Origin of the sequence: Methanolobus sp. WCC4 (assembly GCF_038022665.1) — an archaeon.
In the GTDB taxonomy this organism is placed as follows: domain Archaea; phylum Halobacteriota; class Methanosarcinia; order Methanosarcinales; family Methanosarcinaceae; genus Methanolobus.
Window position 1 is genome coordinate 1,000,392 of the sequence record NZ_CP150629.1, and the last position, 25,111, is coordinate 1,025,502.

General features: G+C 45.0%; 22 protein-coding genes. 11 read left to right on the forward strand and 11 right to left on the reverse strand.

The genetic code is table 11. The annotated features are described in order from the left end of the window. Positions 1-458: 458 nt before the first annotated feature. Positions 459-3,500, reverse strand: a complete 3,042-nt coding sequence (locus tag V7O63_RS05025; RefSeq protein ID WP_340820419.1) for a response regulator — start codon at positions 3,498-3,500, stop codon at positions 459-461. Between the two features lie 200 nt (positions 3,501-3,700). Here V7O63_RS05025 and V7O63_RS05030 point away from each other — a divergent pair, with 200 nt between their 5' ends. Together V7O63_RS05030 and V7O63_RS05035 are read left to right on the forward strand one after the other, a co-directional pair. Next, positions 3,701-4,411: an RNA ligase partner protein gene (locus V7O63_RS05030; RefSeq protein ID WP_340820420.1), complete on the forward strand. Its 711-nt coding sequence runs from the start codon at positions 3,701-3,703 to the stop codon at positions 4,409-4,411. 100 nt (positions 4,412-4,511) lie between these two features. Further along, positions 4,512-5,717 carry a methionine adenosyltransferase gene (locus tag V7O63_RS05035; RefSeq protein ID WP_340820796.1) on the forward strand — a complete coding sequence of 402 codons (1,206 nt, stop codon included), beginning with the start codon at positions 4,512-4,514 and terminating at the stop codon, positions 5,715-5,717. Position 5,718: 1 nt separating this feature from the next. On the opposite strand, the gene V7O63_RS05040 is transcribed toward V7O63_RS05035, so the two are convergent. The 3 genes from V7O63_RS05040 to V7O63_RS05050 form a co-directional block, all read right to left on the reverse strand. Continuing rightward, on the reverse strand, positions 5,719-6,579 hold the full coding sequence (locus V7O63_RS05040; protein ID WP_340820421.1) for a geranylgeranylglycerol-phosphate geranylgeranyltransferase: 861 nt from the start codon (positions 6,577-6,579) through the stop codon (positions 5,719-5,721). Positions 6,580-6,586: 7 nt separating this feature from the next. Beyond that, the gene (gene nadA / locus V7O63_RS05045; RefSeq protein ID WP_340820422.1) at positions 6,587-7,504 is read right to left on the reverse strand and encodes a quinolinate synthase NadA; all 918 of its coding nucleotides are present in this window, start codon (positions 7,502-7,504) and stop codon (positions 6,587-6,589) included. A 79-nt stretch (positions 7,505-7,583) separates the two neighbouring features. Further along, the gene (locus tag V7O63_RS05050) at positions 7,584-8,399 is read right to left on the reverse strand and encodes an aspartate dehydrogenase (protein WP_340820423.1); all 816 of its coding nucleotides are present in this window, start codon (positions 8,397-8,399) and stop codon (positions 7,584-7,586) included. A 129-nt stretch (positions 8,400-8,528) separates the two neighbouring features. On the opposite strand from V7O63_RS05050, the gene nadC reads away from it, so the two are divergent. From nadC to V7O63_RS05075, 5 genes are all read left to right on the forward strand, one after another. Next, positions 8,529-9,353 carry a carboxylating nicotinate-nucleotide diphosphorylase gene (nadC, locus tag V7O63_RS05055; RefSeq protein WP_340820797.1) on the forward strand — a complete coding sequence of 275 codons (825 nt, stop codon included), beginning with the start codon at positions 8,529-8,531 and terminating at the stop codon, positions 9,351-9,353. 136 nt (positions 9,354-9,489) lie between these two features. Beyond that, positions 9,490-10,752, forward strand: coding sequence for a BatD family protein (locus V7O63_RS05060; protein ID WP_340820424.1), 1,263 nt, complete (start codon positions 9,490-9,492; stop codon positions 10,750-10,752). A 77-nt stretch (positions 10,753-10,829) separates the two neighbouring features. Beyond that, positions 10,830-11,936 carry a cell division protein FtsZ gene (locus V7O63_RS05065; RefSeq protein ID WP_340820425.1) on the forward strand — a complete coding sequence of 369 codons (1,107 nt, stop codon included), beginning with the start codon at positions 10,830-10,832 and terminating at the stop codon, positions 11,934-11,936. A 178-nt stretch (positions 11,937-12,114) separates the two neighbouring features. Next, the gene (locus V7O63_RS05070; RefSeq protein WP_340820426.1) at positions 12,115-12,819 is read left to right on the forward strand and encodes an ABC transporter ATP-binding protein; all 705 of its coding nucleotides are present in this window, start codon (positions 12,115-12,117) and stop codon (positions 12,817-12,819) included. Positions 12,820-12,830: 11 nt separating this feature from the next. After that, the gene (locus V7O63_RS05075) at positions 12,831-13,268 is read left to right on the forward strand and encodes a PPC domain-containing DNA-binding protein (protein ID WP_340820427.1); all 438 of its coding nucleotides are present in this window, start codon (positions 12,831-12,833) and stop codon (positions 13,266-13,268) included. Between the two features lie 7 nt (positions 13,269-13,275). On the opposite strand, the gene V7O63_RS05080 is transcribed toward V7O63_RS05075, so the two are convergent. After that, a complete protein-coding gene (locus V7O63_RS05080; protein WP_340820428.1) occupies positions 13,276-13,656 on the reverse strand; it encodes a transcriptional regulator in 381 nt (126 codons plus the stop codon). A gap of 150 nt (positions 13,657-13,806) precedes the next feature. Here V7O63_RS05080 and eno point away from each other — a divergent pair, with 150 nt between their 5' ends. Next, positions 13,807-15,081, forward strand: a complete 1,275-nt coding sequence (gene eno, locus V7O63_RS05085; protein WP_340820429.1) for a phosphopyruvate hydratase — start codon at positions 13,807-13,809, stop codon at positions 15,079-15,081. Positions 15,082-15,597: 516 nt separating this feature from the next. Here the strand turns inward: eno and larA are convergent. After that, entirely contained in the window at positions 15,598-16,911 is a 1,314-nt protein-coding gene (gene larA, locus V7O63_RS05090; RefSeq protein ID WP_340820798.1) for a nickel-dependent lactate racemase, read from the reverse strand. A 70-nt stretch (positions 16,912-16,981) separates the two neighbouring features. Here larA and V7O63_RS05095 point away from each other — a divergent pair, with 70 nt between their 5' ends. The 3 genes from V7O63_RS05095 to V7O63_RS05105 all read left to right on the forward strand — a co-directional run bounded on the left by V7O63_RS05095 (position 16,982) and on the right by V7O63_RS05105 (position 19,531). After that, positions 16,982-17,608, forward strand: a complete 627-nt coding sequence (locus tag V7O63_RS05095; protein ID WP_340820430.1) for a LysE family translocator — start codon at positions 16,982-16,984, stop codon at positions 17,606-17,608. A gap of 109 nt (positions 17,609-17,717) precedes the next feature. Next, positions 17,718-18,887: an ABC transporter permease gene (locus V7O63_RS05100; RefSeq protein WP_340820431.1), complete on the forward strand. Its 1,170-nt coding sequence runs from the start codon at positions 17,718-17,720 to the stop codon at positions 18,885-18,887. Between the two features lie 236 nt (positions 18,888-19,123). Continuing rightward, positions 19,124-19,531 carry an inorganic diphosphatase gene (locus V7O63_RS05105; RefSeq protein ID WP_340820432.1) on the forward strand — a complete coding sequence of 136 codons (408 nt, stop codon included), beginning with the start codon at positions 19,124-19,126 and terminating at the stop codon, positions 19,529-19,531. Positions 19,532-19,570: 39 nt separating this feature from the next. On the opposite strand, the gene V7O63_RS05110 is transcribed toward V7O63_RS05105, so the two are convergent. The 5 genes from V7O63_RS05110 to V7O63_RS05130 form a co-directional block, all read right to left on the reverse strand. Beyond that, positions 19,571-20,728 (reverse strand): ABC transporter permease, encoded by a 1,158-nt coding sequence (locus V7O63_RS05110; RefSeq protein ID WP_340820433.1) that lies wholly within the window; start codon positions 20,726-20,728, stop codon positions 19,571-19,573. Positions 20,729-20,761: 33 nt separating this feature from the next. Continuing rightward, positions 20,762-21,868, reverse strand: a complete 1,107-nt coding sequence (locus V7O63_RS05115; protein ID WP_340820434.1) for a hypothetical protein — start codon at positions 21,866-21,868, stop codon at positions 20,762-20,764. Positions 21,869-21,951: 83 nt separating this feature from the next. Next, a complete protein-coding gene (locus V7O63_RS05120; RefSeq protein WP_340820435.1) occupies positions 21,952-23,139 on the reverse strand; it encodes an ABC transporter permease in 1,188 nt (395 codons plus the stop codon). Further along, entirely contained in the window at positions 23,136-23,822 is a 687-nt protein-coding gene (locus tag V7O63_RS05125; protein WP_340820436.1) for an ABC transporter ATP-binding protein, read from the reverse strand. The genes V7O63_RS05120 and V7O63_RS05125 overlap by 4 nt, the downstream gene beginning before the upstream one ends. A gap of 11 nt (positions 23,823-23,833) precedes the next feature. Then, a complete protein-coding gene (locus tag V7O63_RS05130) occupies positions 23,834-25,102 on the reverse strand; it encodes a hypothetical protein (protein WP_340820437.1) in 1,269 nt (422 codons plus the stop codon). Positions 25,103-25,111: the final 9 nt, after the last annotated feature.

A 25,111-nucleotide genomic window follows, 5' to 3' on the forward strand; every position in this document is an offset into this window, starting at 1 on the left:
TTTTCTCCGATTTCTGCTTTGTCAAGCTCCAAAAAATATATATAATATTTATGTCTCTCTATTTGAGGCTCAGGCAAAAGAAGTAGTATTAGTATGTATCGGTTATGATGGTCCGGTCAAAGAATAGTGTGATGTGGACCTGTTGATCATGATCTTGTCTGTGGCGGGATATATGGGGCATTATATCAAAATTAATTATCAAAATAGTATATACTTCTAAAGTCCCTGTCTGTCAGACCAGTGCTTCTTTTATCATTGGAGACTTGCTTTTCTGGTCCTTGTTCTCTTTTCAATTTCCTCTTAAATCTCTTTGCAACACATCTCAGACATCTCGAAAGTGAATGTAGTTCCTTTTCCCACTTCACTTTCGAACCAGATCCCTCCATGATGCATCTCAACAAACACTCGCTCATTGTCATAGGTATGCTGACAAAAAACAAAAAAAGAACAGAAACCCTTTATTGGTCCACAAGGGTTTTAACCGGTATGTTCAGGTCTGCCTTTGCTTCATTCTTCATTTCAATATCTTTGCGGAGTTCTTTGATGTATCTGACCAAAATCTCTTTGTTGAACTCTCCTTTCTGCATGACTCCCAAGACATTACCTTCAAGGGCCATTTGATCATCTTTGTCCAGATACTTCGCTGTACATATTAAAATAGAAATGTCAGATGTTATAGTTTGGCTCTTGAGAGTCCTGACCACATCCAGTCCATTTACCTCAGGCATCATCATGTCCAATACGATCAGATCAGGATGCTCCTTCAATGCGATATCGATAGCTTCCTGGCCACCGTAGGCTGTCAGTATCTTTAGTCCCATGTCGGATACGATACCTGAAAGAAGTTCTACTGCAGCTTCTTCATCATCAACTATAAGGACTTTCAATAGCTCTTTTTCATATTCCGCCTTTATCCTTTCTATGGCTGCCATGAGCTTTTCTTTCTGAATGGGTTTAATGAAATGTTCAACAGCACCCCATACAACACCGGTCTGTCCTTCATCTACCATGGTGATCATGATGACCGGTATATCCTTTGTCACTTCATCAGCTTTAAGCCGGCTAAGCACTTCCCATCCATCCATGCCCGGCATCATCACATCCAATGTTATCATGAATGGTCTTACTTCTTTAGCAATTTCCAGTGCATCCTTCCCATTATCGACAGATAGGACCCTGTAACCTTCAAGTATCAGGGTGGTCTCAAGTAGTTCTCTTGAATTATCATCGTCTTCAATGATGAGAATGACTTTTTCATCACCTGTAAAATTCTGCTTTTCAAGCAGTTCAGTTGCTATGTCGGACAAAGGAGGAATGTTCTCTATGTTAGCAGACCTTCCTTCTCTTATGGAAGCTTCAGCACCTTCTTTTAATGGCAATTCAAAGGTGAAGGTTGTTCCTTTATCTTCTTCGCTTTCAACCCATATCCTTCCCTTATGCAGTTCAACGAATCTCTTTACAAGGGAAAGTCCGAGTCCGGTTCCTTCATACTGACGGTTAGCTGCTGATTCCAGTTGCATGAACGGGGTGAACAACTTCTCAATATTCTCTTTTGAAATACCTATGCCCGTATCCTTTACTGATACTCTGGCCATATCCCCTTCCTTTTTAATAGTAACATCGATATTCCCGCCTTTAGGGGTGAACTTAATAGCATTACTGACCAGATTGTAAAGTATCTGCTTGAACCTTATCTTATCAGCATGGATGTTGGTAATGCTCTCATCGATGTTATAGGACATAGACACTCCTTTCTTGTTGGCAAGAGGTGCTACCAGTTGTCTTGCTTCTGTGAATACCTCATTGGCATAGAATGTCTCAAAATGGAGGTCGAGTTTGCCTGCTTCTATCTTGGAAATATCGAGAACGTTGTTTATAAGTGAAAGTAAATGTTTTCCACTTGTGGATATATTAGCAAGATATCTTTCCTGCTGTTTTGTCATCTCTCCTGCGTTCCCTCCAAGAATAAGGTCTGAGAATCCTATTATGGAATTGAGTGGTGTCCTGAGTTCATGGCTCATGGTGGCAAGGAAATCGCTCTTTGAACGGTTTGCAGATTCCGCTTCGATCTTTGCCTGGATAAGCTCTTTCTCAGTTTCCTTGATCCTTCTCAGGTCTACAAAACTTTCTATAAGATATGAGTCATCACCAATGGATATGGATACTACGGATTTGAGGATTGGTATTCTTTCCCCTTCTGAATTGATAAGCACACGTTCTGAGCAGTGAACAGTTTCTCCACGATCACTGATAGGACAGTTTCCTTTTTCTGCCGGACAGACAAATTCATGACACAACTTGCCCAAGATCTCTTCCTTAGGACGTCCGATTATCTCTGCAGCTGATGGATTCACGTCAAAGATAGTATGTGTTTTTTCATCGATGACAAGAACACCGCTGATCACATTGTTGATTATTGATTCCAGTCTTTTTCGGCTTAAAGCTTCAGCTTGCTGAATCTCGTTTTCTTTATCTTCCAAACTCTGAAGCATAAAATTGATATTTCCTGCAAGGTCTGCCAGTTCATCATCCCCACTCATTGTAACACGTGAAGACAGTGTTCCTTCTCTGGTAATGCCTTTCAGGTTGCTGCTCAGCACAGACAGACGTGACAATACATATTTTTCAAGTGAGACTATCATTACGCCGCTGTAAACAATGCCCAGTATCAGAATTGAGTATAATATGTATTTTTCAGCACTTTTTCCTTGCTGGTATATCTCTCTGGACATTTCAATTTCAAGTTCATATACTGGATCTCCATTGATGCCATTCAGCAAAGTTGTTCCTGTGGCAGAGTCCTGATCAACGTATTCTATCTTTGTCGTTCTGTCTTCCAGGGAACTGATCTCATTGTTACCCGGCAGATCATCAGCTGAGACCGGAAGTATGTTGACATTTAATTTTGTAGTTTCTTCTATATCTTTGATCAATGCATCATCAAGGTACTTTGCAATTATGATGGTACCACCAATATTCTCTTCCGCATCCATAATAGGATTACTTGCTATCAGCAGTGCCCCTTCTGATGTACTGATGATCCCACTTTCATGGGCTGGATCTGAAAGACTGGAGAACAGGTTTTCATTGGATTCGATCTTTTCAATGATGTCGTCAGCAACTTCTGCTTCTTCATCGGTAAGTAGATCTGCACTTTCAATGTAGTAAAGCTGTTTACTATTATCGTAGAAAAGCATCAGGTTGATCTCAAGGTTTACAAGGGAAACTGTACCCATATTGATATCTATATATTCCTCTTGTTCACCTCTTACAAAATGATAGGTGTCTTCCCACTCTCCCCAATCAGCTGCAGTGAGCTCCAGACGATCTATCTGAACATTAATAGCTTCTGTTGCTCTGTCAACATTCTTGACAATTTCTTCTTCTTCAAGTTGCTGAAAGCTGTTACCTATTATTTGTCCGGCACTGAGTGTCAAAAGGATAATTAGCAATACGAATGTGATTCCAAAAATAGCAAGAGTTTTATTCCTGATCCTCATCCTTTTTTCTCCAGTATAAAGTATGTTGTTTTTCAGTATAGTATATTTTGATTTTTATTAATGAATGTTTAAATTATATATACTTAATGAAACAGGCTCAGTTATTTCATATCTGTGCTAATAACTACCAAAAATACTTTAAGCCAATTTGTCCCTCTTATATATGGGTAGACTTAATATGCCCGGATAAAAGTGATCACATGCTAAGACAGCGTTTTGTTCTGGATACCACTGCACTGACCGACCTGCAGGCGAGGGAGAAGCTTGGTATGGACGGTGTGTGCGAGGGTATGAGAGAGGTATTGGACCTGATAGCAAGTTCCAGGTTGAATCTTGGAATCAGCTGTTACGTTCCGTTCCCTTCGGTCTACAAGGAGTTACACGACTTTGCCCAGAATAATGGCTGTGACAGTGATGTGATCGCAAAGGTCGATACGTGGCTTGTGAAGAAGGCTCCTGACAGGTACAACGTACAGATACCTTCCAAGGTATTCCATGAGTATGTATCTCACATGAGGGAGCGGATCAACAAGGGCATGGTGATCGCTGAGGAGACCATATGGGACGCCTCAACCGAGTGCCTGCTCACCGAGACAAAGGCCGAGACGAAGAAGGATATAGGCTTCGATATAGAAAAAAGGGTAATTGGTGGTCATATCGGAAAGTTCAGGAACAAATATCGTTCTGCACTACGCTATGGTATCCTTGACAGCGCACCGGATATTGATGTCCTCATACTTGCAAAGGAACTGGATGCAGCCGTGGTTGCAAGCGACTTTGGCATACAGAAATGGGCAGAGGAACTTGGTGTCAGGTTCGTGCCTGCACATACATTCCCCATGATATTGCAGGAATACCTGAAGCATGCGGAATCATCACCCAACATGGTAACTGAGAACGAAAAATTGTGATCTGCCATTTGTCTATACATGTAGTTTAAACACAAATACAATTCCAATACATTTCATAACTTCCAACAGTGGGTATATGGGAGGGGTCTAACTGAGAAATATCACAGTAGAGAAATTCAGGTCGGTGAGCGCACCGCAGCAGCATCTTGAGATAGTCGAAAGAAAAGGACTGGGTCATCCTGACAGCATATGCGATGCTATAATGGACAGGATATCCGTGAACCTCTGTACCGAGTACATCGAGAAGTTCGATACAGTCCTTCATCACAATATCGATAAATGCCTCCTGGTGGCAGGTGAGACCGTCGGGATCTTCGGTGGTGGTGTGGTGGTGGACCCTATGCGTCTGGTCATCGGTGACCGTGCAACCTTCAAGGTCGATGACATCGATATAGACGTTGCCAACATAGCAGTCGATACTGCAAGACAATGGTTCGATGAGAAACTGCGTTTTATGAAGCCCGAGTTCGTGGAATATCAGGTGGAACTGAAGCCCGGTTCTGCTGAACTCACAGATATCTTCAGGAGGCAGAAAGGCATACTGGGTTCCAATGATACTTCGGCTGCCGTGGGATATGCTCCTCTTTCATTCACCGAGCAGGCAGTGCTTGATATGGAGCATCACCTGAATTCTTCAGGGTTCAAGGATGAATTCCCTGAATCGGGTGAGGATGTCAAGGTCATGGGTATAAGGAGGGGGAGCAAGTTCGATGTCACAGTTGCCATGCCGCTGATCGATTCATTTGTGGACAACGAACAACATTATTTCAACATGAAGCAGGACATCTTCACATCAATGAATGCGTTCCTTGCGGATTATATGGAGGAAAAAGGTGTTCAGATGAATGCCTCTGTCTCATTCAACAATCTTGACATTCAGGGACGTGGTATGGAAGGCATCTATACCAGTGTCACAGGTACATCTGCCGAAGATGCAGACTGTGGACAGGTGGGCAGAGGCAATCGTGTGAATGGTATCATCCCACTGAACCGTCCGGTCAGCAGTGAGGCGGCCGCAGGGAAGAATCCTGTCAGTCATGTCGGGAAGATATACAACGTTCTGTCACATCATATAGCTGACAGGATAGTGGAAAAGGTACCTGATGTGAAAGAGGCTTACGTATGGCTTCTGAGTGATATCGGTGTCCCTATCGACGACCCGAAGGTCGCAGAAGCCCAGGTGATCATGAAAAATGGCTCTGTGGAGTCCGTAGCAAAAGAGGTCGAAGAGGTCATTGATATTGAGCTTGAACACATACAGGAATTCTGCATGCAGCTTGCAAGGGGCCAGATACCTGTGTGTTGATTCAGGCTCCTGCTATGAAGGATATCAGTGCGAAGGCCATGGCCATCTTGAACATCTTTGATGATCTGGCAGGATTCTCTTTCCCGAGTATCTCGTAGACAGCTACTGCAAAGAGTATGTCCGCTATAGCAACGATTACGAGATATCGTATGCTCATGAGTGATTGCAGGTATGGAAGGGGACTTGCCAGCACAGCCACAAGGCCAATGGCCGAAGCCAGGTATGCCGCTTTCTTAGCCCCGATCATTATTGGAAGCGTCCGTGCTCCATCCTCCCTGTCTCCTTCAATGTCCTCTATATCCTTGACGATCTCACGGGCGATCGTTGCCAGTGTTGCCAGCAGGAAAAGTACGAAGACCCCGTTGATGCCTCCATTCTCAAAGAACACCGCGCCACCGAACAGGAATGTAGAACCTGTGAGATATCCGACAGCAACGTTTCCCAGAAGTGCTGTGCGTTTAAGGGTGCTTGCATAATATATCAGGAGCACTGAGTTCACAAGGGCGATGGCACCACATATCATGTTGATCGATGCTGCAAGGATCGTGCCGACTGCAAAGAGTGCCAGTGAGAAATAAAGTGCTGTCCTGAGACCTATCTCCCCTGAAGGTATTGGTCTTTCGGGTTTGTTGACCCGGTCGATATCAACGTCAAAATAGTCATTTATCGCATTGCCTGCCCCGGTCACGAAGAAGACCACGAGGAACACTTTCAGTGATTCCAGCATGGGGAATGCGATATCTTCTGAACTGAGTACGGGATTGCCGGCAACTATGTTGTAAGCTATGAAAACCCCTACAACTGCGGCGATACCTGCCATGAGGCAGTTGCCTGAACGCATCAGTTTCAGATATGTCTGCATGATAGTTCTACCTGCTTCGTTTAACTTCCAGCATCCTGTCCAGAGCAACCCTTGCTTTATTTGCAATATCTTCAGGAACTGTGATCACATGTTGCATATTCTCAAGTGAGAGTAACAGTGACTCAAGATCGATGGCCTTCATCTCAGGACAGACTGTGAACTCGGAAACGTTGTAGAATCTCTTTTCCGGATTATCCTTCTGAAGTTTGTGGATGATGCCTCTTTCAGTTACAATGATGAACTCGTCCCCTGCGGTCTTCGCATGTTCCACCATGCCGGTGGTACTGAAGACCCTGTCTGCAAGGTCGATAACTTCCCTGCGACATTCAGGATGTGCCAGTACCTCGGCATCAGGATGTTCCTGCTTTGCCTTTAGCACATCACTGGCAAGTATCTGGTTGTGTGTGGGACAGTATCCTTCCCATGGGATGATCCTTTTTGTGCTGAATCTGGATACATAATCTGCAAGATTCTTATCAGGAACGAACAGGACCTCATCCTCTTCAAGTGAGTTAACGACCTCCACAGCGTTGGCTGATGTGCAGCATATATCGCATTCGGCTTTCACATCTGCCGTGGAATTCACATAACATACAACAGCAGCATCCGGATATTTCTTCTTCTCTTCACGTAATGCATCTGCAGTGACCATGGATGCCATTGGACAGCCTGCATACAGCTCTGGCAAAAGAACGGTCTTCTCAGGACTCAGGATGGCCGCACTCTCTGCCATGAAATGCACCCCACAGAATACTATCACTTCGGCTTCCTGGTCCATTGCCTGTCTGCTCAGGCCAAGTGAGTCTCCCGTGAAGTCTGCAATGTCCTGTATCTCTCCGCGTTCATAATTATGAGCAAGGATGACAGCATTACGTTCTTTCTTCAACTCCAGTATCCTGTGAATGATGTCCTGGTTATTCTGCATGTGATCTTACCTTCAGGAATGTTTTATACGACCCTGTTCCAGTTAGAACCGGGTTCGGATTGGTAATGGTTTATACAACTTATGTACCTGTCTGGAAAGGATCGGATATCCTTTTCAGGGTAGCTATTGCAGAAAGGGGTGCAAGATAGCTGCTCCTTGGGTTGGATGGGGAAGGTACGTTCTCCACTCTGGTGGTGAACTCACCGAACTCGCCTTCTACAGTTATCTCATGGATATTGCGTGTGAGCACCGGATTTGCCACGATCCTGACCTTTGTCCTTTCAAAACCAATGCCTGCAAGACTAATGGTTGCAGCGACATTGACATTTGCAGGGAATTCCTTTACAGCTTCACTGGCAGATCCTTCGAAGATGACTGCTCTCTCCCTGATATTATCAAGGTCTATGCCGTTCTTTATAATGTAAGGAGCACCTGCAAGTCCGCTGGGAGGTTTCTGTGTTGTGAGCGTCACTGAATATATCTTCTCCGAAGCTGCTGACTTCAGTCCGTCGAGCCCGACAATGGCTCCTGATGGCAGATATACCTTGCAGTTGTTCTCCTTTGCAAGTTTGCGTATCGTCTCATAGAGTTTCTCATCGGCAAATGCCCCGACACTCATAATCATAACATCACAGTGTGCATGCAGTGCTGCTGGCACAGCTTCATAGACTGCTTTCTGTGAAGCACACTCTACAAGCAGGTCTATCTCTTTTATCATCGTGGCAATATCCATGAACTGAGGCTTCGAGTTCTCAAGTGTAGAGAGCAATCTGTCCACACCATCCCGGTGCCTGTCGTAAATGGCAAAAAGTTCAGCCTCAATATCGCCTTTGTCGATGGCCTGGCATATGGTGGTACCTATTGTCCCACAGCCGATAAGTCCTATCCTGATCATTGTTAATCCCTGTATACCGATCTTATCGATCAGTTGATTACTGCTTATGTCGATCGGTTAAGTAGGTTTTGCTTATTTATGCTGAAAGCATATAAATGCCTTTACTGTGAATATCCAGTAGATAACATGATGTTCACACATGAGATAGAGAGTTTTCTTGAAGAGGACCTTGGCTATAATGATATCTCCTGCAAACTTGTACCTGACATGCATGTAGAGGCTATTATCTTTGCAAAGGAGGATTGTACGCTTGCAGGTCTGGACGTGGCGGTATCTTTCTTTGAATATTTCGGGATTGGCTACAACACTGAACATGAGAATGGGGATATGCTCTCTCAGGGTGGTGTCATATTCTCATTGAGTGGAAGTTCACTTTCGATCCTGAGGGCAGAAAGACCAGTCCTTAATTTCCTGGGACATCTTTGCGGAATAGCAACAACTACGAGGAAGTGTGTGGATCTGGCCAGAAAACATTCGGATGTAAAGATCGCATGCACCCGGAAGACCACTCCCGGACTCCGTAAATATGAGAAGATGGCGGTCATTGCCGGAGGAGGCGACCCCCACAGGTTCAATCTCACTGATACTATAATGATAAAGGACAATCATGTAAAGCTCATGGGTGTTGACGATGCCCTCCGTTCTGCAAAGGAGAAGGCCAGCTTTGCCCAGAAGATCGAGATCGAGGTAGAATCTGCGGTAGATGCCCTCAATGCTGCAAGGTCCGGTGCGGACATCATCATGCTGGATAATATGGAACCTTCTGAGGTAATGGATACCATTGGTCAATTGAAGGACCAGTCGATCCCTGAACATGTGATCATCGAGGTGTCCGGTGGGATAGGCATAGATGATCTGGAAGAGTATTCAAAGACCGGCGCCGATGTGATATCTATGGGTTCTCTTATCCATGGCTCCACATGGATAGATGTCAGTCTTGAAATTATGGAATGATGTTATGATAAATTCGTTTAGTAGAGACTTCTATGTTGATGAAAGGCCTTAATAGTGATCATTATCATAACATTTATATGAAAAACTGTGTATTTTACTGGAAAACAAGATCAAATTCTGATCATTTGAGGATAATATGGTCCGTACCACTCGACTGTTAACGTTTACTTTATGCGTGATACTTTTCTGCATTGCAACGGCTGGAAATGCCTCTGCTGCAGTTGAACTGTATAATGGTACCATCACCACAGGTGATGGATATCAAATAAACAATTTTGTCATCGATCTTACAGACGCTTTTCCAAGTGCTGAGTCCGCTTCATTCTATGTGTATAACAATGGCAATGAGGTAGATGATTTCCTTATCAATGAAGGCGATTCATATGAGTTCGATTTCGAGGATGATGCGACAATTGAAGTAACTCTTGTATCCGTGAGCAGTGGTACGCTTCCGGTGGCAAGGGTATCCATAGTGCTTACTGGTTATTCGATCAATGATGTTTTTGAATATGATGTCGTTGACGGTGGCCATAAATATGCTGTCTATTCAGGCACTCCCGAACTTGAGATCACAAAGACTGTCGATAAGTCCGATATCAGTGTAGGTGACCTTGTTCGTGTGACCGTCACCGTGGAGAATGTTGGTGACGATAAAGCTACGGATGTAATATTTCAGGAACCTCAACAGGCCAAGTTCCTCCTGTACGAATCATTTGTGACCCAGACAGGCGAGACTACGGTGGATGTCGGCGAGTCCAAGACACTATTCGTGTACCAGCTAAAGGCCACTGAAGAGGGTACTTATACACTTTCGCCTACAACTGCTACATTCTCAAATGCGGCAGGTGCTGATTTCTCCCGGGCCTCATCCAATTCCCCGGTAATAACAGTGGAAGCTGGTGAGGATCTTGTCAATGCGAATATCGAGTTCAAAACGACCCTCGATAAATATACAGTGAGCAGGAATGAGGACATTCAGGGCACCATCTCCATCAAGAATACAGGTGATACCTCAGCAAGTGGTGTAACTGTGAATTTCATAGTTCCTGAAGGACTTGAGTTCGAAGGTGGTTCCGGTATCGAGACAATATCCGGTGTTCCGACAATATACCTTGAATCATTCGGTGTCCAGCAGGAAAAGGAATATTCCTTTACTTTAAAGGGTTCAGAGGTCGGTACATATACGATAAGCACAGAGGAAAGTTACCTTTATGATAATGGGGTTGACGCCCAGTTACAAAAGGTAGGATTAGACTCTGTGACCAACAGCATATATGTCACCAAAGGAAAGTATGACCATCTTCTGGAGCAGCCCATATATGTGTATATACTACCTATAGTGATAATAGGAGCTATAGCTGGCTGGATCTATTACAGGCATAAACAATATAAGTTCTGATATGAGAGTTAGACTCAAAGTTAATTAATCATAACCATTATTATTATTATAATATTATTATCTCTCGGAGGAATTAATTGCTCAACATACTCATCGTTGGGAACGGACAATGCGGAAACCGTATACTGGATGCTATTAACAGAGAGGCATTTGGTAAAAAGAGCCGTTTTGGCAAGTACCTATCCCAGCAAAAATACAAAAGTAATGTGCAAACCATTGCTATCAATACAGCGGTGAACGACCTTAAGGAAATGAGTTTCACCAAAGCAAAGGACAGGATCCATATCCCTCACCTTCATGGAGTTGGAGCCAATCGAAATGTGGGTAAACACGTTTTTGAGGACAACAAGACCCATATCATGAGACAGATCGAGGAAAGAGGTAATTTCGATGTATGTTTTGTGATCACGTCTGCTTCCGGTGGAACCGGTTCTTCCTTTACGCCAATGCTCATAAAAGAGCTCAAGGAAAAGCATGACTATCCTGTTTATTCGATCGTGGTTCTTCCTTTCAGGGAAGAAGGCACACTCTATCTCCAGAATGCAGCTTTCTGTCTAAGGGACATCCGCGAGAGCGGTGCAGATGGTATCATCCTTGCCGACAACCAGTATCTTAAACAGATGGGTGGGAACGTTGAATCAGCATACAATGGTATCAACGATATGATTGCCAAGCGTATACTCTTCCTGCTCGATGCACTGGACAGCGAGATGATGATGGTCACCGACCTTGGTGATTTCAAGACCGTTATGAGTGGTGGTGCAGGACTTGCGACCATCGGCTTCTACGAGGCAAAAGAGGATATGCCTGTCAGAACTGCCATCCAGAAGGCTCTTTCACCAGCAGGTCTCTTATTCTCGACCAATGTGTACGATGAGGCCAGCAGGGCAATGGTCATCATAAGGGGTGACAGGGACCGTCTGAGCATTGACGAGATCTCCACAGAGGTGGAGAAGTTATCAAGTTCTGTAGGTCATGTTTTCAAGGGTATAATCGTCAGGGACGGGGAACTCCCTCAGGTACTGGCGGTCCTGACGCTTGAATCAGCATCCGAACTTGAGAATCTCTATTCCATAGCTGTTGATGCTATCAAATATGAGCGTGACAAGAAGGAACGTGTGGCCAATGTAAAGGATGTTGACAAGGCATTCTCACAGATAGACGGAATGGACCCTTCCTATTGAGGTCCGTTCTCCATTCTTTTTAGTTTTTCATCTTTTTTTGTTTTCATTCCATTCTCTTTCATTTATATTCTTAGCTCTTTCATGTCTCTTCCACTTTTGTACTCTCTTCCTGTCTTTTCTGTAGATGACCGAATACATTGAAATAGTCTAAGCCTAAATAAGTATCAGAGGTTTTATTTTGACTGATGGAAAAGGGTATGACATCATACAGGTCAGGGGACTTTCCAAGATATATGGTGATGGTGTAGAGGTTCGTGCTCTTGACAATGTGGACCTCGATATCAAAAGAGGTGAGTTCCTTTCTATCATCGGTCCTTCTGGTTCCGGAAAAAGTACTCTTCTTCATATGATCGGTATCCTTGATACTCCGACATCCGGCACCATCAAAATTGACAACAGGGTGGTGACCGAGATGTCGGATAAGGACAGGTCAAAGGTTCGCAACGAGGTTCTGGGTTTTATTTTCCAGTATCATCACCTGATGCCTGATTTCAGTGCCCTTGAGAATGTTATGATGCCTCTCCTCATATCTGGCATGAAGAACAGGGATGCAAAGAAAAAGGCTGCTGCACTGCTTGAGGAGGTAGGACTTGGTGACCGGATGGACCATCGGCCGAGCCAGCTTTCAGGTGGTCAGGCACAGAGGGTTGCCATTGCCAGGGCGCTTGCCAACGACCCGGGAATAGTCATAGGTGACGAACCTACTGGTAATCTTGACACAAAGGCAAGTGACATGATATACGACCTGCTGCGCAAGCTCAATCGTGACAGGGGACAGACCTTTATCCTTGTCACCCATGATGAGGAAATGGCCGGAAAGACCGACCGTATAATACGGATAGTCGATGGTCGTATCTCGGGTGATTCTTCCGGGGTCCGGTAAAAGGTGATATCATGGAATATTCAACAGGTAGTATCGGAAGGGTATTTACAGTTCGTCTTGATCAGGGTGACGACATTCTTTCTGAACTGGAGGGTCTTGCAGTTTCAGAGGATATAAGGTCTGCAATGTTCATGATGCTTGGAGCTGTCAAAGAAGCAAGTCTTGTTGTTGGTCCCAAGACCAATGATGTGCCACCTGACCCACAGTGGGCGAAGTTCAGTGATGCACATGAGCTCATAGGTATCGGTAACATCTTCCGGGAAGAAGGAAAGCCGAAGATACACCTTCATTCTGCAGCAGGAAGAGGTGACTCTACTAGAACAGGTTGTCTACGTGGTGAAAGCGAGGTTTTCATGGTAGTAGAGGTATTTATAATGGAGATCACAGGTATGCCCGGTGAAAGGATATTCAATCCTTCAAAAGGATTTGCACCGGTAACCTTCAGGTGAACTGGCCTTAATGGTTGCTAAGCTCTTTGAGCTGCTCGAGCGCTTCAACCATTTCCATATTCTTTTTGAGTGCCTTTGATTCGAAGGTCCTGACGATCTCTTCGAAGGGTACAATAAGTTTGTAGTATTTGACAGGTCTGCCTTTGTCCGTGTTCTTCTTCTCGCTTCGCTCCTCTATCCATCCTCTTTCCCTGAGAGGACGCATGGCGATGCTTACTTCCGGCTGTCTGAGACCCGATGCCTGCTCAATGTTCTGGGAGGTGAGTTCATCACCGCATACCAGGCAGGCAATGGATATGGCTTCGGTTCTGGGTACGTCCAGTCCCTGTAAAAGTTCGATAATCTCATATCCCTTTTCTTCTAAAAGGTCAAAATCTTCACTTTTCATTTATCCACTATAATACTTTTAAGTTTATATAATTTATGATATTATATTTTGTGTATCGGTATGATATGGGGCATGGTTAATCCGGATGAACGGTAACAATATATACAGTAATTGCAAAGTAGGTGTTAAGTAAGCCATAGGTGGAATAGGATGCCATATATTGATGATGATATTAACTATAAGATCAAAAAGATCCATGCACGTGAGATACTTGACTCAAGAGGAAACCCTACTGTCGAGGTAGATGTCTATACTTCAACAGGATTTGGCAGGGCAAGTGTACCTTCCGGTGCATCCACAGGAACCCATGAAGCAATTGAGTTGCGCGACAAAGAGGACCGCTACGGAGGAAAAGGTGTCCTTGATGCAGTGGACAATGTGAACACAGCTATAGAGGCTGAACTCCTTGGTATGGATGTCAGGAAGCAGCGTGAGATCGATGGTCTTATGATCGCACTGGACGGTACCGAGAACAAGATGGAGCTTGGTGCAAATGCTATCCTTGGTGTTTCCATGGCTGTTGCAAGGGCTGCAGCAGATTCTTTGAATATCCCATTGTACCGCTACCTTGGTGGTATCAATGCATACACTCTTCCTGTTCCTACAATGAATGTCCTCAATGGTGGAAAGCATGCAGGTAATGACCTTTCCATACAGGAGTTCATGATCCAGCCAAAGGGTGCCGAGTCATACACAGAGGCAGTACGTATGGGTGCTGAGACCTATCATGCCCTTGGAAAGATACTCGAATCCAAATATGGCGGCGCAGCAACCAATGTAGGTTATGAGGGTGGATATGCACCAGCCCTTGAGATGACCGCTGATGCACTTGATGCACTTGTAAGCGCAATTGAGGAAGCAGGTTACTCTGAGAACGAAATAAGCATCGGTCTTGATGCAGCAGCATCCGAGTTCTTTGACGGTAACAACTATTCCATTGACGGTAAACTGTTGAAACCTGCTGAACTTATCGATTATTACCTTGAACTTATCGAGACCTATCCTATCATCCTTATCGAGGACCCATTCCAGGAAGAGGCATTTGATGACTTCGTGACCCTCACAAACGATGCATGGGATACTATCATTGTGGGTGACGACCTTTTCGTTACCAATGTTGACCGCCTTGTAAAGGGTGTTGAGATGGGTGCTGCAAACGCACTTCTGTTGAAGGTCAACCAGATTGGTTCCCTCTCAGAGGCATTCGATGCAGCTAACATGGCAAACCGCAACGGATACAGTGTTGTTGTGAGCCACCGTTCCGCTGAGACCGAGGACACTACCATCTCAGATATCTCTGTTGCAATTGGTGCAGACCTCATCAAGACCGGAGCACCTGCAAGAAGTGACCGTACTGCAAAATACAACCAGCTCCTCAGGATCGAAGAGGAACTTGGTGAAGCAGCACGTTACATGCAAATTTGAACTGAATACCAGTTCAAACTTGCTTTACTCTTTTTTCTTTGCAGATATAGTATCTATATTTTCGAATAGTACCGTATTTGCTGGATTTTCCAGGTTGGTTTTAGTTATTCATAACTTGCGGTTAGGAAAAATAGTTGTTCTTGATCCGTGTTTCCGATAGTTCAGGAATAAATATTGAAATAAAACACCGACACGACCATCCGCCGCAGGCGGCACGTTCCTTCATTACCATCCTGAAGGATATTGATATCCGCAGCTTTGTAGGAATCCCCATGCGATCCTGAAATACCTTTCATGATTGCATACTATCAATTTTATAGGCAACATCACGTTTTTTAATTACCGGCGTCCAGAAAAAGTTGAAGTTAACAGATATTCCACTTTTTCGGACCGTGCCGGCTTCGCCGGACCCTCCGGGATGGTTCTAGTTATTCATGGCTTCTATTGCAAAGATTGTTGTTCCTGGCCTGTGTTGCAATTAGCAGGATCTCTACATAACTGTTCTTTCTATACTTTTCACTCGAGTAGCGGAACGGTCAGGCTGCCCTGTGGAAGTATCACAGCATAGGGTTCCTTGCCCTGTTCCCTTATCCTTTCAACTGCCCTGTCAAAGGTTTCCTGAATATCCTTGCAGGGTGTCAGTTTTGCACTTCTGATCGTCTCATCTTCAAGTTCGGATATGGCCCACATCTCTGCATAGACACCTATCTGTGCCATCTTGGCTGCCTTGTGATATCCGAGCTTGTACCCTTCATCTATCTTACACATGACATCTTCACATGTGTTCGCACAGCAGAGCAGGTTCAGGAATGTGTCATCTCCCACACCGTCCCTGCATTTTGATACAAGGATGATGATCCCGTCATCCTCAAGCGCGAGCTTCCCGTTCTCGAGTGCCTTCTGGGACTGGTAAAGGTCGATATCCATTGGGTACGGTGCTGCTGTGAGCACGATATTGCCCTTGCGGCTGCATTTTGAGCAGAACACCTCGTTCGCTCTCTCTACTGCAATATCGAAGGACTCGAAAAGGTCACCTGAAACCATTGCGTAAAGTCCGTGGTCTGCTGTGAGTACCGTTTGTATGGAGAACACGTTGAGGTCCTTCAACACTTTCATAGCATCTTCCATGTCCTCTGCAACAGGATTTCCTCTGATGGCAAGAGGCTGTGCAGCATCTGAGAGTGCGTGTTTATGGTTCATCTCGATTGTCTTATATGAAGCGACACCCGGCAGGAATGCCTTTCTGCCACCGGTATAGCCTGCGAAATAGTGAGGTTCAACACTTCCGATGACGATGATGTTCTTACATTCGTTCACCATCTTATTGAGGTACATCTCAGTGCCATTGCTGGACACTCCGAGATATTCCATGTCCTCGTCCTTACGTGCATCGTGGACGAATATCCTGTCTTTGAACTCGTCGTATGTCTCACCGAAGATATATCTATATTCTTCTTCGTTTGGTCCTCTGTGAGCACCTGTTGCAACCATGAACCTGACATCCTCATGTTCTCTCAGAATGTCCGCCATCTCCGCAAGTACCTTTGATGTTGGTGTTGGTCTGGTGGCATCGTTCACGAGTATCAGTATCTTATCGCTGTTCTTTATGAACTCATTAAGTGATCCCGTACCAACCGGGTTGTTCAATGAGTCCGTGATTATCTGTGATAGGTCTCCAACCTCTACCTGATTTGGTGCAATGACCTCATGGGGTATCTGTACATCAAGGTCTACGAATTCTTTTCCATAAGGGATCGGTATTTTGATAGAAATTCCTCCGGGATGATATGATAGTAACTGGGTAGTCCATAGATAGGAAGCTTTATTTATAGAATTCTCTTCTCATATATGCGGTAATAAGATATCTGTTGTACGACCAGATATCCAGAAAGGTGAGTCATTGATAGAACCCACACAACTCCTGTACTTCATCGCAGCCTCGGTAGCTCTCACCCTCCTCCCTGGTCCGGATATTCTCTTTGTCCTCACCCAGAGCATATCACAGGGAAAGAAGGCAGGCATGGCGATAGCATCCGGCCTGTGTACCGGCCTGCTGTTCCACACAACTGCGGCAGCATTGGGTGTATCTGCGATATTGTACAGCTCTGCAGTGGCGTTCTCCATCCTGAAATATGCAGGAGCTATCTATCTTCTCTATCTTGCCTACAATGCAATTCGTGAAGAGGGTGCCCTTACATCCCTGGGATCATTAAGGGAAACAGAACTTCCTCTGCTCTACAGGAGAGGTATCTTCATGAACATCCTCAATCCCAAGGTATCACTGTTCTTCCTTGCCTTCCTGCCTCAGTTCGTAAGTGTTGATTCCGGTAACATCCCCATGCAAATGATATTCCTTGATGCCGTGTTCTTTTTACAGGCAATTATGGTCTTCTTCATAGTATCGTTCTTCGCCGGTATGATTGGGACCCGTATAATGGAAAGACCCGGTCTGGGTAAGAGGATCAACTGGGCGAAAGCTGGCATCTATTCTGTCATTGGTATCGAGCTTGCGTTATCGCATCAGTGACCATGCGATAGCAATCCGGGTTATTCTTTTGTATTTTCATGGAATAGTAATATTATACTGATACTTGCAGTAATTACAACAGTCAGCTACATACTGCTGGAAGCATTCCATGTTCGAACTGAAGATAGCCCTTAGGCATATAAGTGCGCGGAAACGCCTTACATTCTTTGCAGTGTTCGCAGTAGCTCTTGCCATAGCTGTTATCGTGGTGCTGATGTCCATGATGACGGGGTTCACAGAGGAACTGGTCGATTCCACGGTGGAGAATTCCCCGCATATCGTTGTAACCTCGTCCGATCCGGATGAGGATTATGTGCATTTCTACAGTTATTATTCGGAACAGATAGCTGCAATGGATGGTGTTGAGGCTGTATCTCCTGTATTTGTGGGTCAGGCAGCCATCAGTCACAAGGACAATGCCGAAGGTGTGAATCTCAATGGTATCGACCCTGTTGCACAGGATGCTGTTATGCGCATCTCCGATGACATGGTATCAGGTGACCTGTTCGCATTGGGCAGGAGCAACAATGGTATAGTGATCGGTGATAATCTTGCAGAGGACCTGGAAGTTGTCATGGGTGACAATGTCGATGTCATCATGCCGGGATTTGGTGAATCATCTTTCAAGGTCATAGGCATATTCGATACCGGCTCGTCCAGTGATGAGGCAGTTGCATATGTCAGGTTCGACCCTGCCCTTGACTTCTTTGATGAGAACGGTGTTGCCAGCAGCATCAACATAAGGGTCACGGACCCTTTCCAGGCTGATGTGATAGCGAATTCTATTGAAAAAGATACGGACCTCGATGCTCAGAGCTGGATCGAGGCTAACAAGGAGATACTCGACCTTCTCAACACGCAGGGGCTTATCGTGTGGATATACTATGGTCTGATCTATATGATAGCCGGATTTGGTATTGCCAATACCCTCTTTACAGTTGTCATGGATAAGAAAAGGGAGATCGGTATGTTGAAGGCAATGGGTGCCTCGAAGAAGAACATAACCATGATCTTCCTGATAGAATCCCTTATCCTCGGAACAATGGGTGTGATGCTTGGATGTGTGATGGGTTATTTCATCTCATCGGCACTGGCATCCTACCAGATAGATCTTCCCAGTGAGATGTACTTCGGTTTGACGACCCTTCCTCTCAAGACCGATATCATGAACTATGCATATGCAGTTATCTTCTCCTTCTTGATCAATATCGTTGCCGGGGTCTATCCTGCAAGAAGGGCAGCGGCTCTTGACCCGGTAGAGGCTATCGAAAGTGAGTGATGCAGACCTCTTCCTTATTTAAAGGGGGAAGTTAGTTCGTATTTGTACGAAAGGTTTATATTCTAATATGTCGTTTGTATGTTTGCGAACGGGTTAGATTTTAGTACCTCTCCAATACACTCTAATGTCACCATACCTGTGCATTCAACCCCCCTTACCCGTTCGCCTCCTATGTTTTTACTATGTTTTTATTTTTTTGCCTATGTTTTTATCATCGTTCACACCAATTAGGTTACATGAGGATCTTGATCGAGACACCAAAATATAGCTTTTCTAAATACCACAGGGAAGGTCCGGTCTTTATCAAAGAGTTCATGTCACCTATTCCCACTATTTTCAACTATGGTTTTATTGAGGGGAGCCTTGCTGCTGATGGCATGGAAAAGGATGTTGTGGTCATAGGTCCGCGAATGGAACAGGGTACCGTGTTCGAGGTATCCGGGACAGATGGTGTGATAAAATTCATAGATGATTCTGTTGAGGACGACAAAGAGATCATCCTTTCCGGTGGTCTCTATTCAAAACCGCTCTTCTATTTTTATTTCCACCTTTACGCAGCTTTCAAGATAGCTTATTACCTTCTTGTTAAAAGGAAGATATCACGTTGCAGGTTCGGAGGGATAGTCTGGTATAAAGAAGGGTAGAGCAAGGAAGAAACCTGAAAATGAGGTCCCTGTCTCTTCTCATCTCGTGGAGATGGCTTCCACAGGGTCAAGACTGGCTGCTCTCTGCGCAGGATAGATACCTGCAATAAGGTTCAGCAGGAAAACTATTGTGATGATTGTCAGCACATCACCTATCCTGACAACCACGGGTATGACCTCAAGTCCGTACACTCCTTCAGGAAGCGGATAACTTCCAATGGATAATGCAAGGGCAATACCTGCTGCCGTTCCGAGAACCGCTCCTGCCAGCCCGAGTATTCCGCTCTCAACAAGGAAGATGAATCGGATATTGGACTTTGTGGCGCCCATTGCCAGCAGTATCCCTATCTCCCTCACCTTTCCCATGACAACCATGTTCAGCGTGCTCACCACACCGAAAGATGCTATCAGGAGAATGAACCCAAGCGTAACATTATTGGATACGGTCTCTATCGCGATGGTCCTCAATATCTCCGGGTTGTTCACCGTCCAGCCGTCGGCTTTGTACCCGTTATCCTCTATGATCTGCGCTATCTCCCTGTCCCTGTTGAAATCCTTCAGTCTCAGTGATATGCCATTAATGACATCCTCGCTGTCATAGAAATCCTGTGCCGTATTCAGGGATGTATATGTGAGACTTTCATCAAGTGCGGTTCCTGTGTCATATATAGCTACAACCTTCAAAGAGACCGGGTTAGCGTTTGGAAAGGATACTTCCACACTATCTCCAATATCGAGTTCCATATCCTCTGCGAAGGTGTCCCCGATGATGATGCTCCTGTCAGAGTATGTGAGTTCATCGTAGTTCCCTGCTACAATGTCATCTTTTGTGTGTGCAACAGCATCTTCCTGTGCCGGTAATATCCCTTTGAGTGCAGCATTCTTCGTATTGTCCTTGTATTTGAAAGAAGCTTCTCCTATCAGATATGGGGAGGAAGCAACAACGCCATCGATGTCATTGATCTTCTCGACTATGTTCCTGTAAAGATGGATATAGTCATCTCCGTCCTGTGGTGATACAACAACATGAGGCAGGTTATCAACGGTCTTGCTGTAAAGTTCCTGTGTGAACCCTGCCATGAATGACTGTGATACCATGAGTATCATAACGGCTATTCCGATGGCTGCGACTGAGAGAATGGTCTGTCTTTTCCTTGCTCTTATATGGCGAAGTGCAATGAACAGTTCATATCTCATTGGTCACACCTTTTAGGCCTTTCATTTCCAGATTCATCTCTGTCTGGATATCATCAGGGCAGCAATTACAATAAGAATAAGTGAAGTGGGGAGCATGAATCCAGGGGATTCCTCAGCTTCTTCAGTGTCTGTTGCATCTGTCTCCTCAGATGCTTCGTAATCCGACTCGATGATACTTTCCTCAACATCGAGGATGTCACCGTCATTTCCAATGACCTCGGTCACAAGTGAGTATACTCCGGTGGTCAGCCTTTCTTCCCATATGGTCTCTACAGTCTCATCATCTCCATTGAGAAGTACCGGTGACTTCTGAGTAACGGACTCGATGATAGTTTCTCCATTTCCATCCTGCTTTGAGACCGTGAACCTTACAGAGCCTTCAAAAGGTACCTGTGACAGACCGTCAACGGTTGCACTGGCACCGATATCATCCTCGTATGTGTCACTGATGAATACATCATCCTGTGCCACAAAATCCTGGGAAAGGGCTATGTAGTTCTCCTCAGGTGAGTATAGTTTGACCTTTATCCTGCCGGTGTATTCTTTGTTGTTCTCCAGCAGTACGTTCCAGTCCTCTGTCACTTCCATTGGCTGGGTGTGGACTGATATCTTCTTCCCGGTGCCGGAATATATCACGTCGGAACCATCGATGAGCATGTATTCCACATCTACCACTACGGCTTCCAGCGGAGTTATCATGACACTGAAGCCCTGTGAGTTAGGGACGAGATCGTCAACAGTGACCCTTGCTATGGTCTGCCTCCCGTTAACAAAACTATATGCATTCTCATATACAGTACAGCCATTCTTTGAGATACCTGTACTGACAGTATATTTCCCGTCTCCCTTATCGTCGGTGTTCCATTCAAATGCCTTTGTTACGTCAGAATCTGGTGTGATCGTTTCGATGGAAAAAGTCCTTCTGTCAAGTATACTGCCTTCATGTTCCATCACCATTTCGAGTTCAAGGTCACTGACAGGTTCTGAACTGTGTAGTGTGATATCGCATGTCTCCAGGTCAGCATAGATGTTCGTAACACTGACATCATAGCTATCTGATCCGCAATCTGCTGCAAAGGAAAGTCCTGCAAATGAAGTGATCAGCAGGATAGCTGTCAGGGACAAAAAGGCAGTTCTCATGTAGTGGCTCCTGTATCTAGATAAAGTTATTTTTGATAGTATTTATAGCGATCTGTGATGCCGGGGGACGAAAAATGCTTCCCTTATTCGTATCTCAATGCGTCAAGCGGCTTCATCCTTGATGCTTTCCATGCGGGATACATTCCTCCCACAAGACTTGTTGCAATGCCGAAGAAGAATCCTTCTATCACATAGAACATGCTGGACAGTGTGAGCAGGTACGAGGTGTTCTTTACAACAAGCACCATAACAAGATAGCTTCCTCCAATGGTGAGTATTGCACCTGCCGTACTGGCGATGACCCCGAGAAACAATGCTTCCAGCAGGAACATCTTCAGTATATCCTTTCTGGATGCACCCACAGCTTTCATGATGCCGATCTCCTTTGTGCGTTCCATTGTGGACATAAGCATTACATTCAGTATGCTGACACCTGCAACCAGCAACGATATAGATCCTATTCCCATCAGGAAAAGTGAAATGGAGCTGAAAACATCGTCAAGGCTTTCAGTGATTAGGTTAGTTGCAAAGACTGTGACAAGTTCATCCTTTTTGTTGATTCGTTCCTCTATCTCATCTGCAACGTTATCTATCTCGTCTATGTTCTCGACGACAACTATGACCTGATCATAACCTTCATCTTCGTCAGGGTATAGTTTTTCGTACATCTCTGATGAGGTGAATACGCCGGTATCAGTGCTGATGTCGAATCCCATTCCTCTCTCTTTCAGGATCCCTACCACCCTGAGTTTAGTGTCATCTATCTCTATTTTTTGCCCGGGAGTGATCTCCAGATTCTCAGCTACACTTGAACCCACTACACAGTCTGTGGAACCCGGTTTGAAATATCTTCCCTCTTCAAGTTCCACAAGTTTCTCAAGATCGTCTTTTTCGATGTCATAGACTGAAACATATAACAGGATATCTATCCCATCCTTCCGGTGCTCGATCATCTCTCCGTCGGCTATCACCGGTATCACGCTTTCGATGTTCCCTACCTTATATATCTGGTCCACCTGCCTGTCTGTGATATAGTCCTCTCCGGGGGCAGGGGAGACTATGAGCTTGTCTCCTATGTCTGCAAAAGAATCGGTAACGGAAAGTTTCAGGCTGTTACCCAGGATTCCCATTGAGGAGATTGCGATAACACCGATTATGATGCCGATGGCTGCAAGTATTGTACGGACAGACTGGCGTTTCAGATTTCTCTTAGCCAGTTCAGCATACATGTTGTTCCTGAGAAAGGAAGGGATCTTTTCTGTAAGCTTCACCCTATGACCTCCCCATCCTGTATCCTGATGGTCGTATGTGAGTATTCTTCCAGCTTAGGGTCGTGTGTGACAACTATCACAGTGGTTCCGGCTGCATTGAGTTCCTTCAGTAATTTCATTATGTTCTGTCCGGTCCTCGTATCCAGATTTCCTGTAGGTTCGTCAGCAAGCAGGATGGGAGGTTCGTTAGCCAGCGCCCTTGCAATGGCGACCCTCTGTTGCTGTCCGCCTGACATCTCATTGGGTTTATGTTCTGCAAATTCCAGTGGCAGGTCTGCTTTCTTCAACATCTCAAGAGCTTTTTTCCTTCGTTTTGCAGGAGAGGCACCGTTGAATATCATGGGTATCTCCACGTTCTCAATGGCAGTGAGCGTCGGTATGAGATTGAACTGCTGGAAGATGAATCCGATATTGTTCCTGCGGATGGCTGTAAGGCCGTCATCATCAAGACTGGAGAGGTCCACGTTGTTGACCTTCACCTTTCCAGAGCTAGGTAGGTCAAGACAACCTATCATGTTCAGAAGAGTGCTCTTTCCTGAGCCTGAAGAGCCCATAATGGTTACAAAGTCCCCTTTTTCGATGGAAATGCTGACACCGTTCAGGGCATATATCCTGTTAGTACCGAGTGTGTATATGCGTTTCACATCTTGCAGTTCTACTATCGGATGTTGCAGGTCTTGCATAAGGACACCGCTTATTCTATGAACTCTTCATCTTCAGGGACAGATTCCCCATTTTCAATTTCTTCATTCCCTTCATTTCCTTCTTCATCCCTGCGCTTTTTCCATGAGTATCCTATCAGGGCCAGAACTCCAATTGCGATAATTCCTGCAATGAGCCATGTTCCCAATGAACTTCCTTCTTCATCATTGCCGGAGTAGGTATTACCTGATCCAAGGTCAATTTCCTGGGTTATGGTAGTGTATGCATTATCAGGATCCCTGAACTCGATGAGTACAGGTATTGCAGTGACCTCTTTCGATGTCACTCTGGCACTGAGGTCGAAGCTGCTGAAATCATCTGCTTCCAGTGTGCCGATGAAATAATTGGCATAAGGCTGTACAGGTTCCACACCTTCCATATCATCTATAGAGACCATTACATTCTTTGCATCTGTGGTCCCGAAGTTGTTCAGGTCCCCTGATATAGTGTACCTGCCTCCTGAATTCTCGATCTCTATCCCTGTAAAGATGAGGGGTGACTGCTTTATGATCCTTACATCCTTTGTCTCAGTCTCTGTGCTGTGGAGATTGTCGCCGTTGAAGTATGTGGCTGTGAACGATACATTGCTGTACCCTTCCTCGCAGGACATTGTATTGAGTGTGAATGTAGCTGTGGACTTGTTACCTTCAGGAACACTACCTAGGAAATAGTCGGAAGGACTGAACGTCATGTCTTCTGCATATGGGGTGACAATGACGCTTGTTACATCGTTCGGTCTTCTGTTGACGACATCCACACTGACAGTGGAGACCTCGTTCATCAGGGTTGTCGGAAGGTTCGATACGATGACTTTTACATTCCTGTCATCCACTTTCACGGGAATACGGTAATTGAAGTCATTCATATCACTACCACCCACTATTGTCAGGTCAGTGAAATGAACTCCTGTTGCAGCATTTTCCATGGCTTTTACAGTGAATGTTAGCTTCAGGGTGTCACCCGGGCCAAGAAGTCCGACATCCGTGTAGCTCTTGTCAAGTATCTCAAGGTTGCTGTTCCCGTCAAGACTGGCACTGGCTACATATGCATTCATGTCCAGTGTTTCCTCATCTTCTGAGACATATTTTTCACCTGTTGCCATGTTAGCCAGCGTGACGGTTATTGTTCCCACGTCACCGGGCATGAAATACTCTGGTTCGATACTATAATCAACAGTAAATGTAGGTCTTATTTCAGTTATTGCAGCCCCGGGTAAAGAGAAAGTGACCAGAAGTATCATGGCCAATATAATTCGTTTCATTTTAGTGTT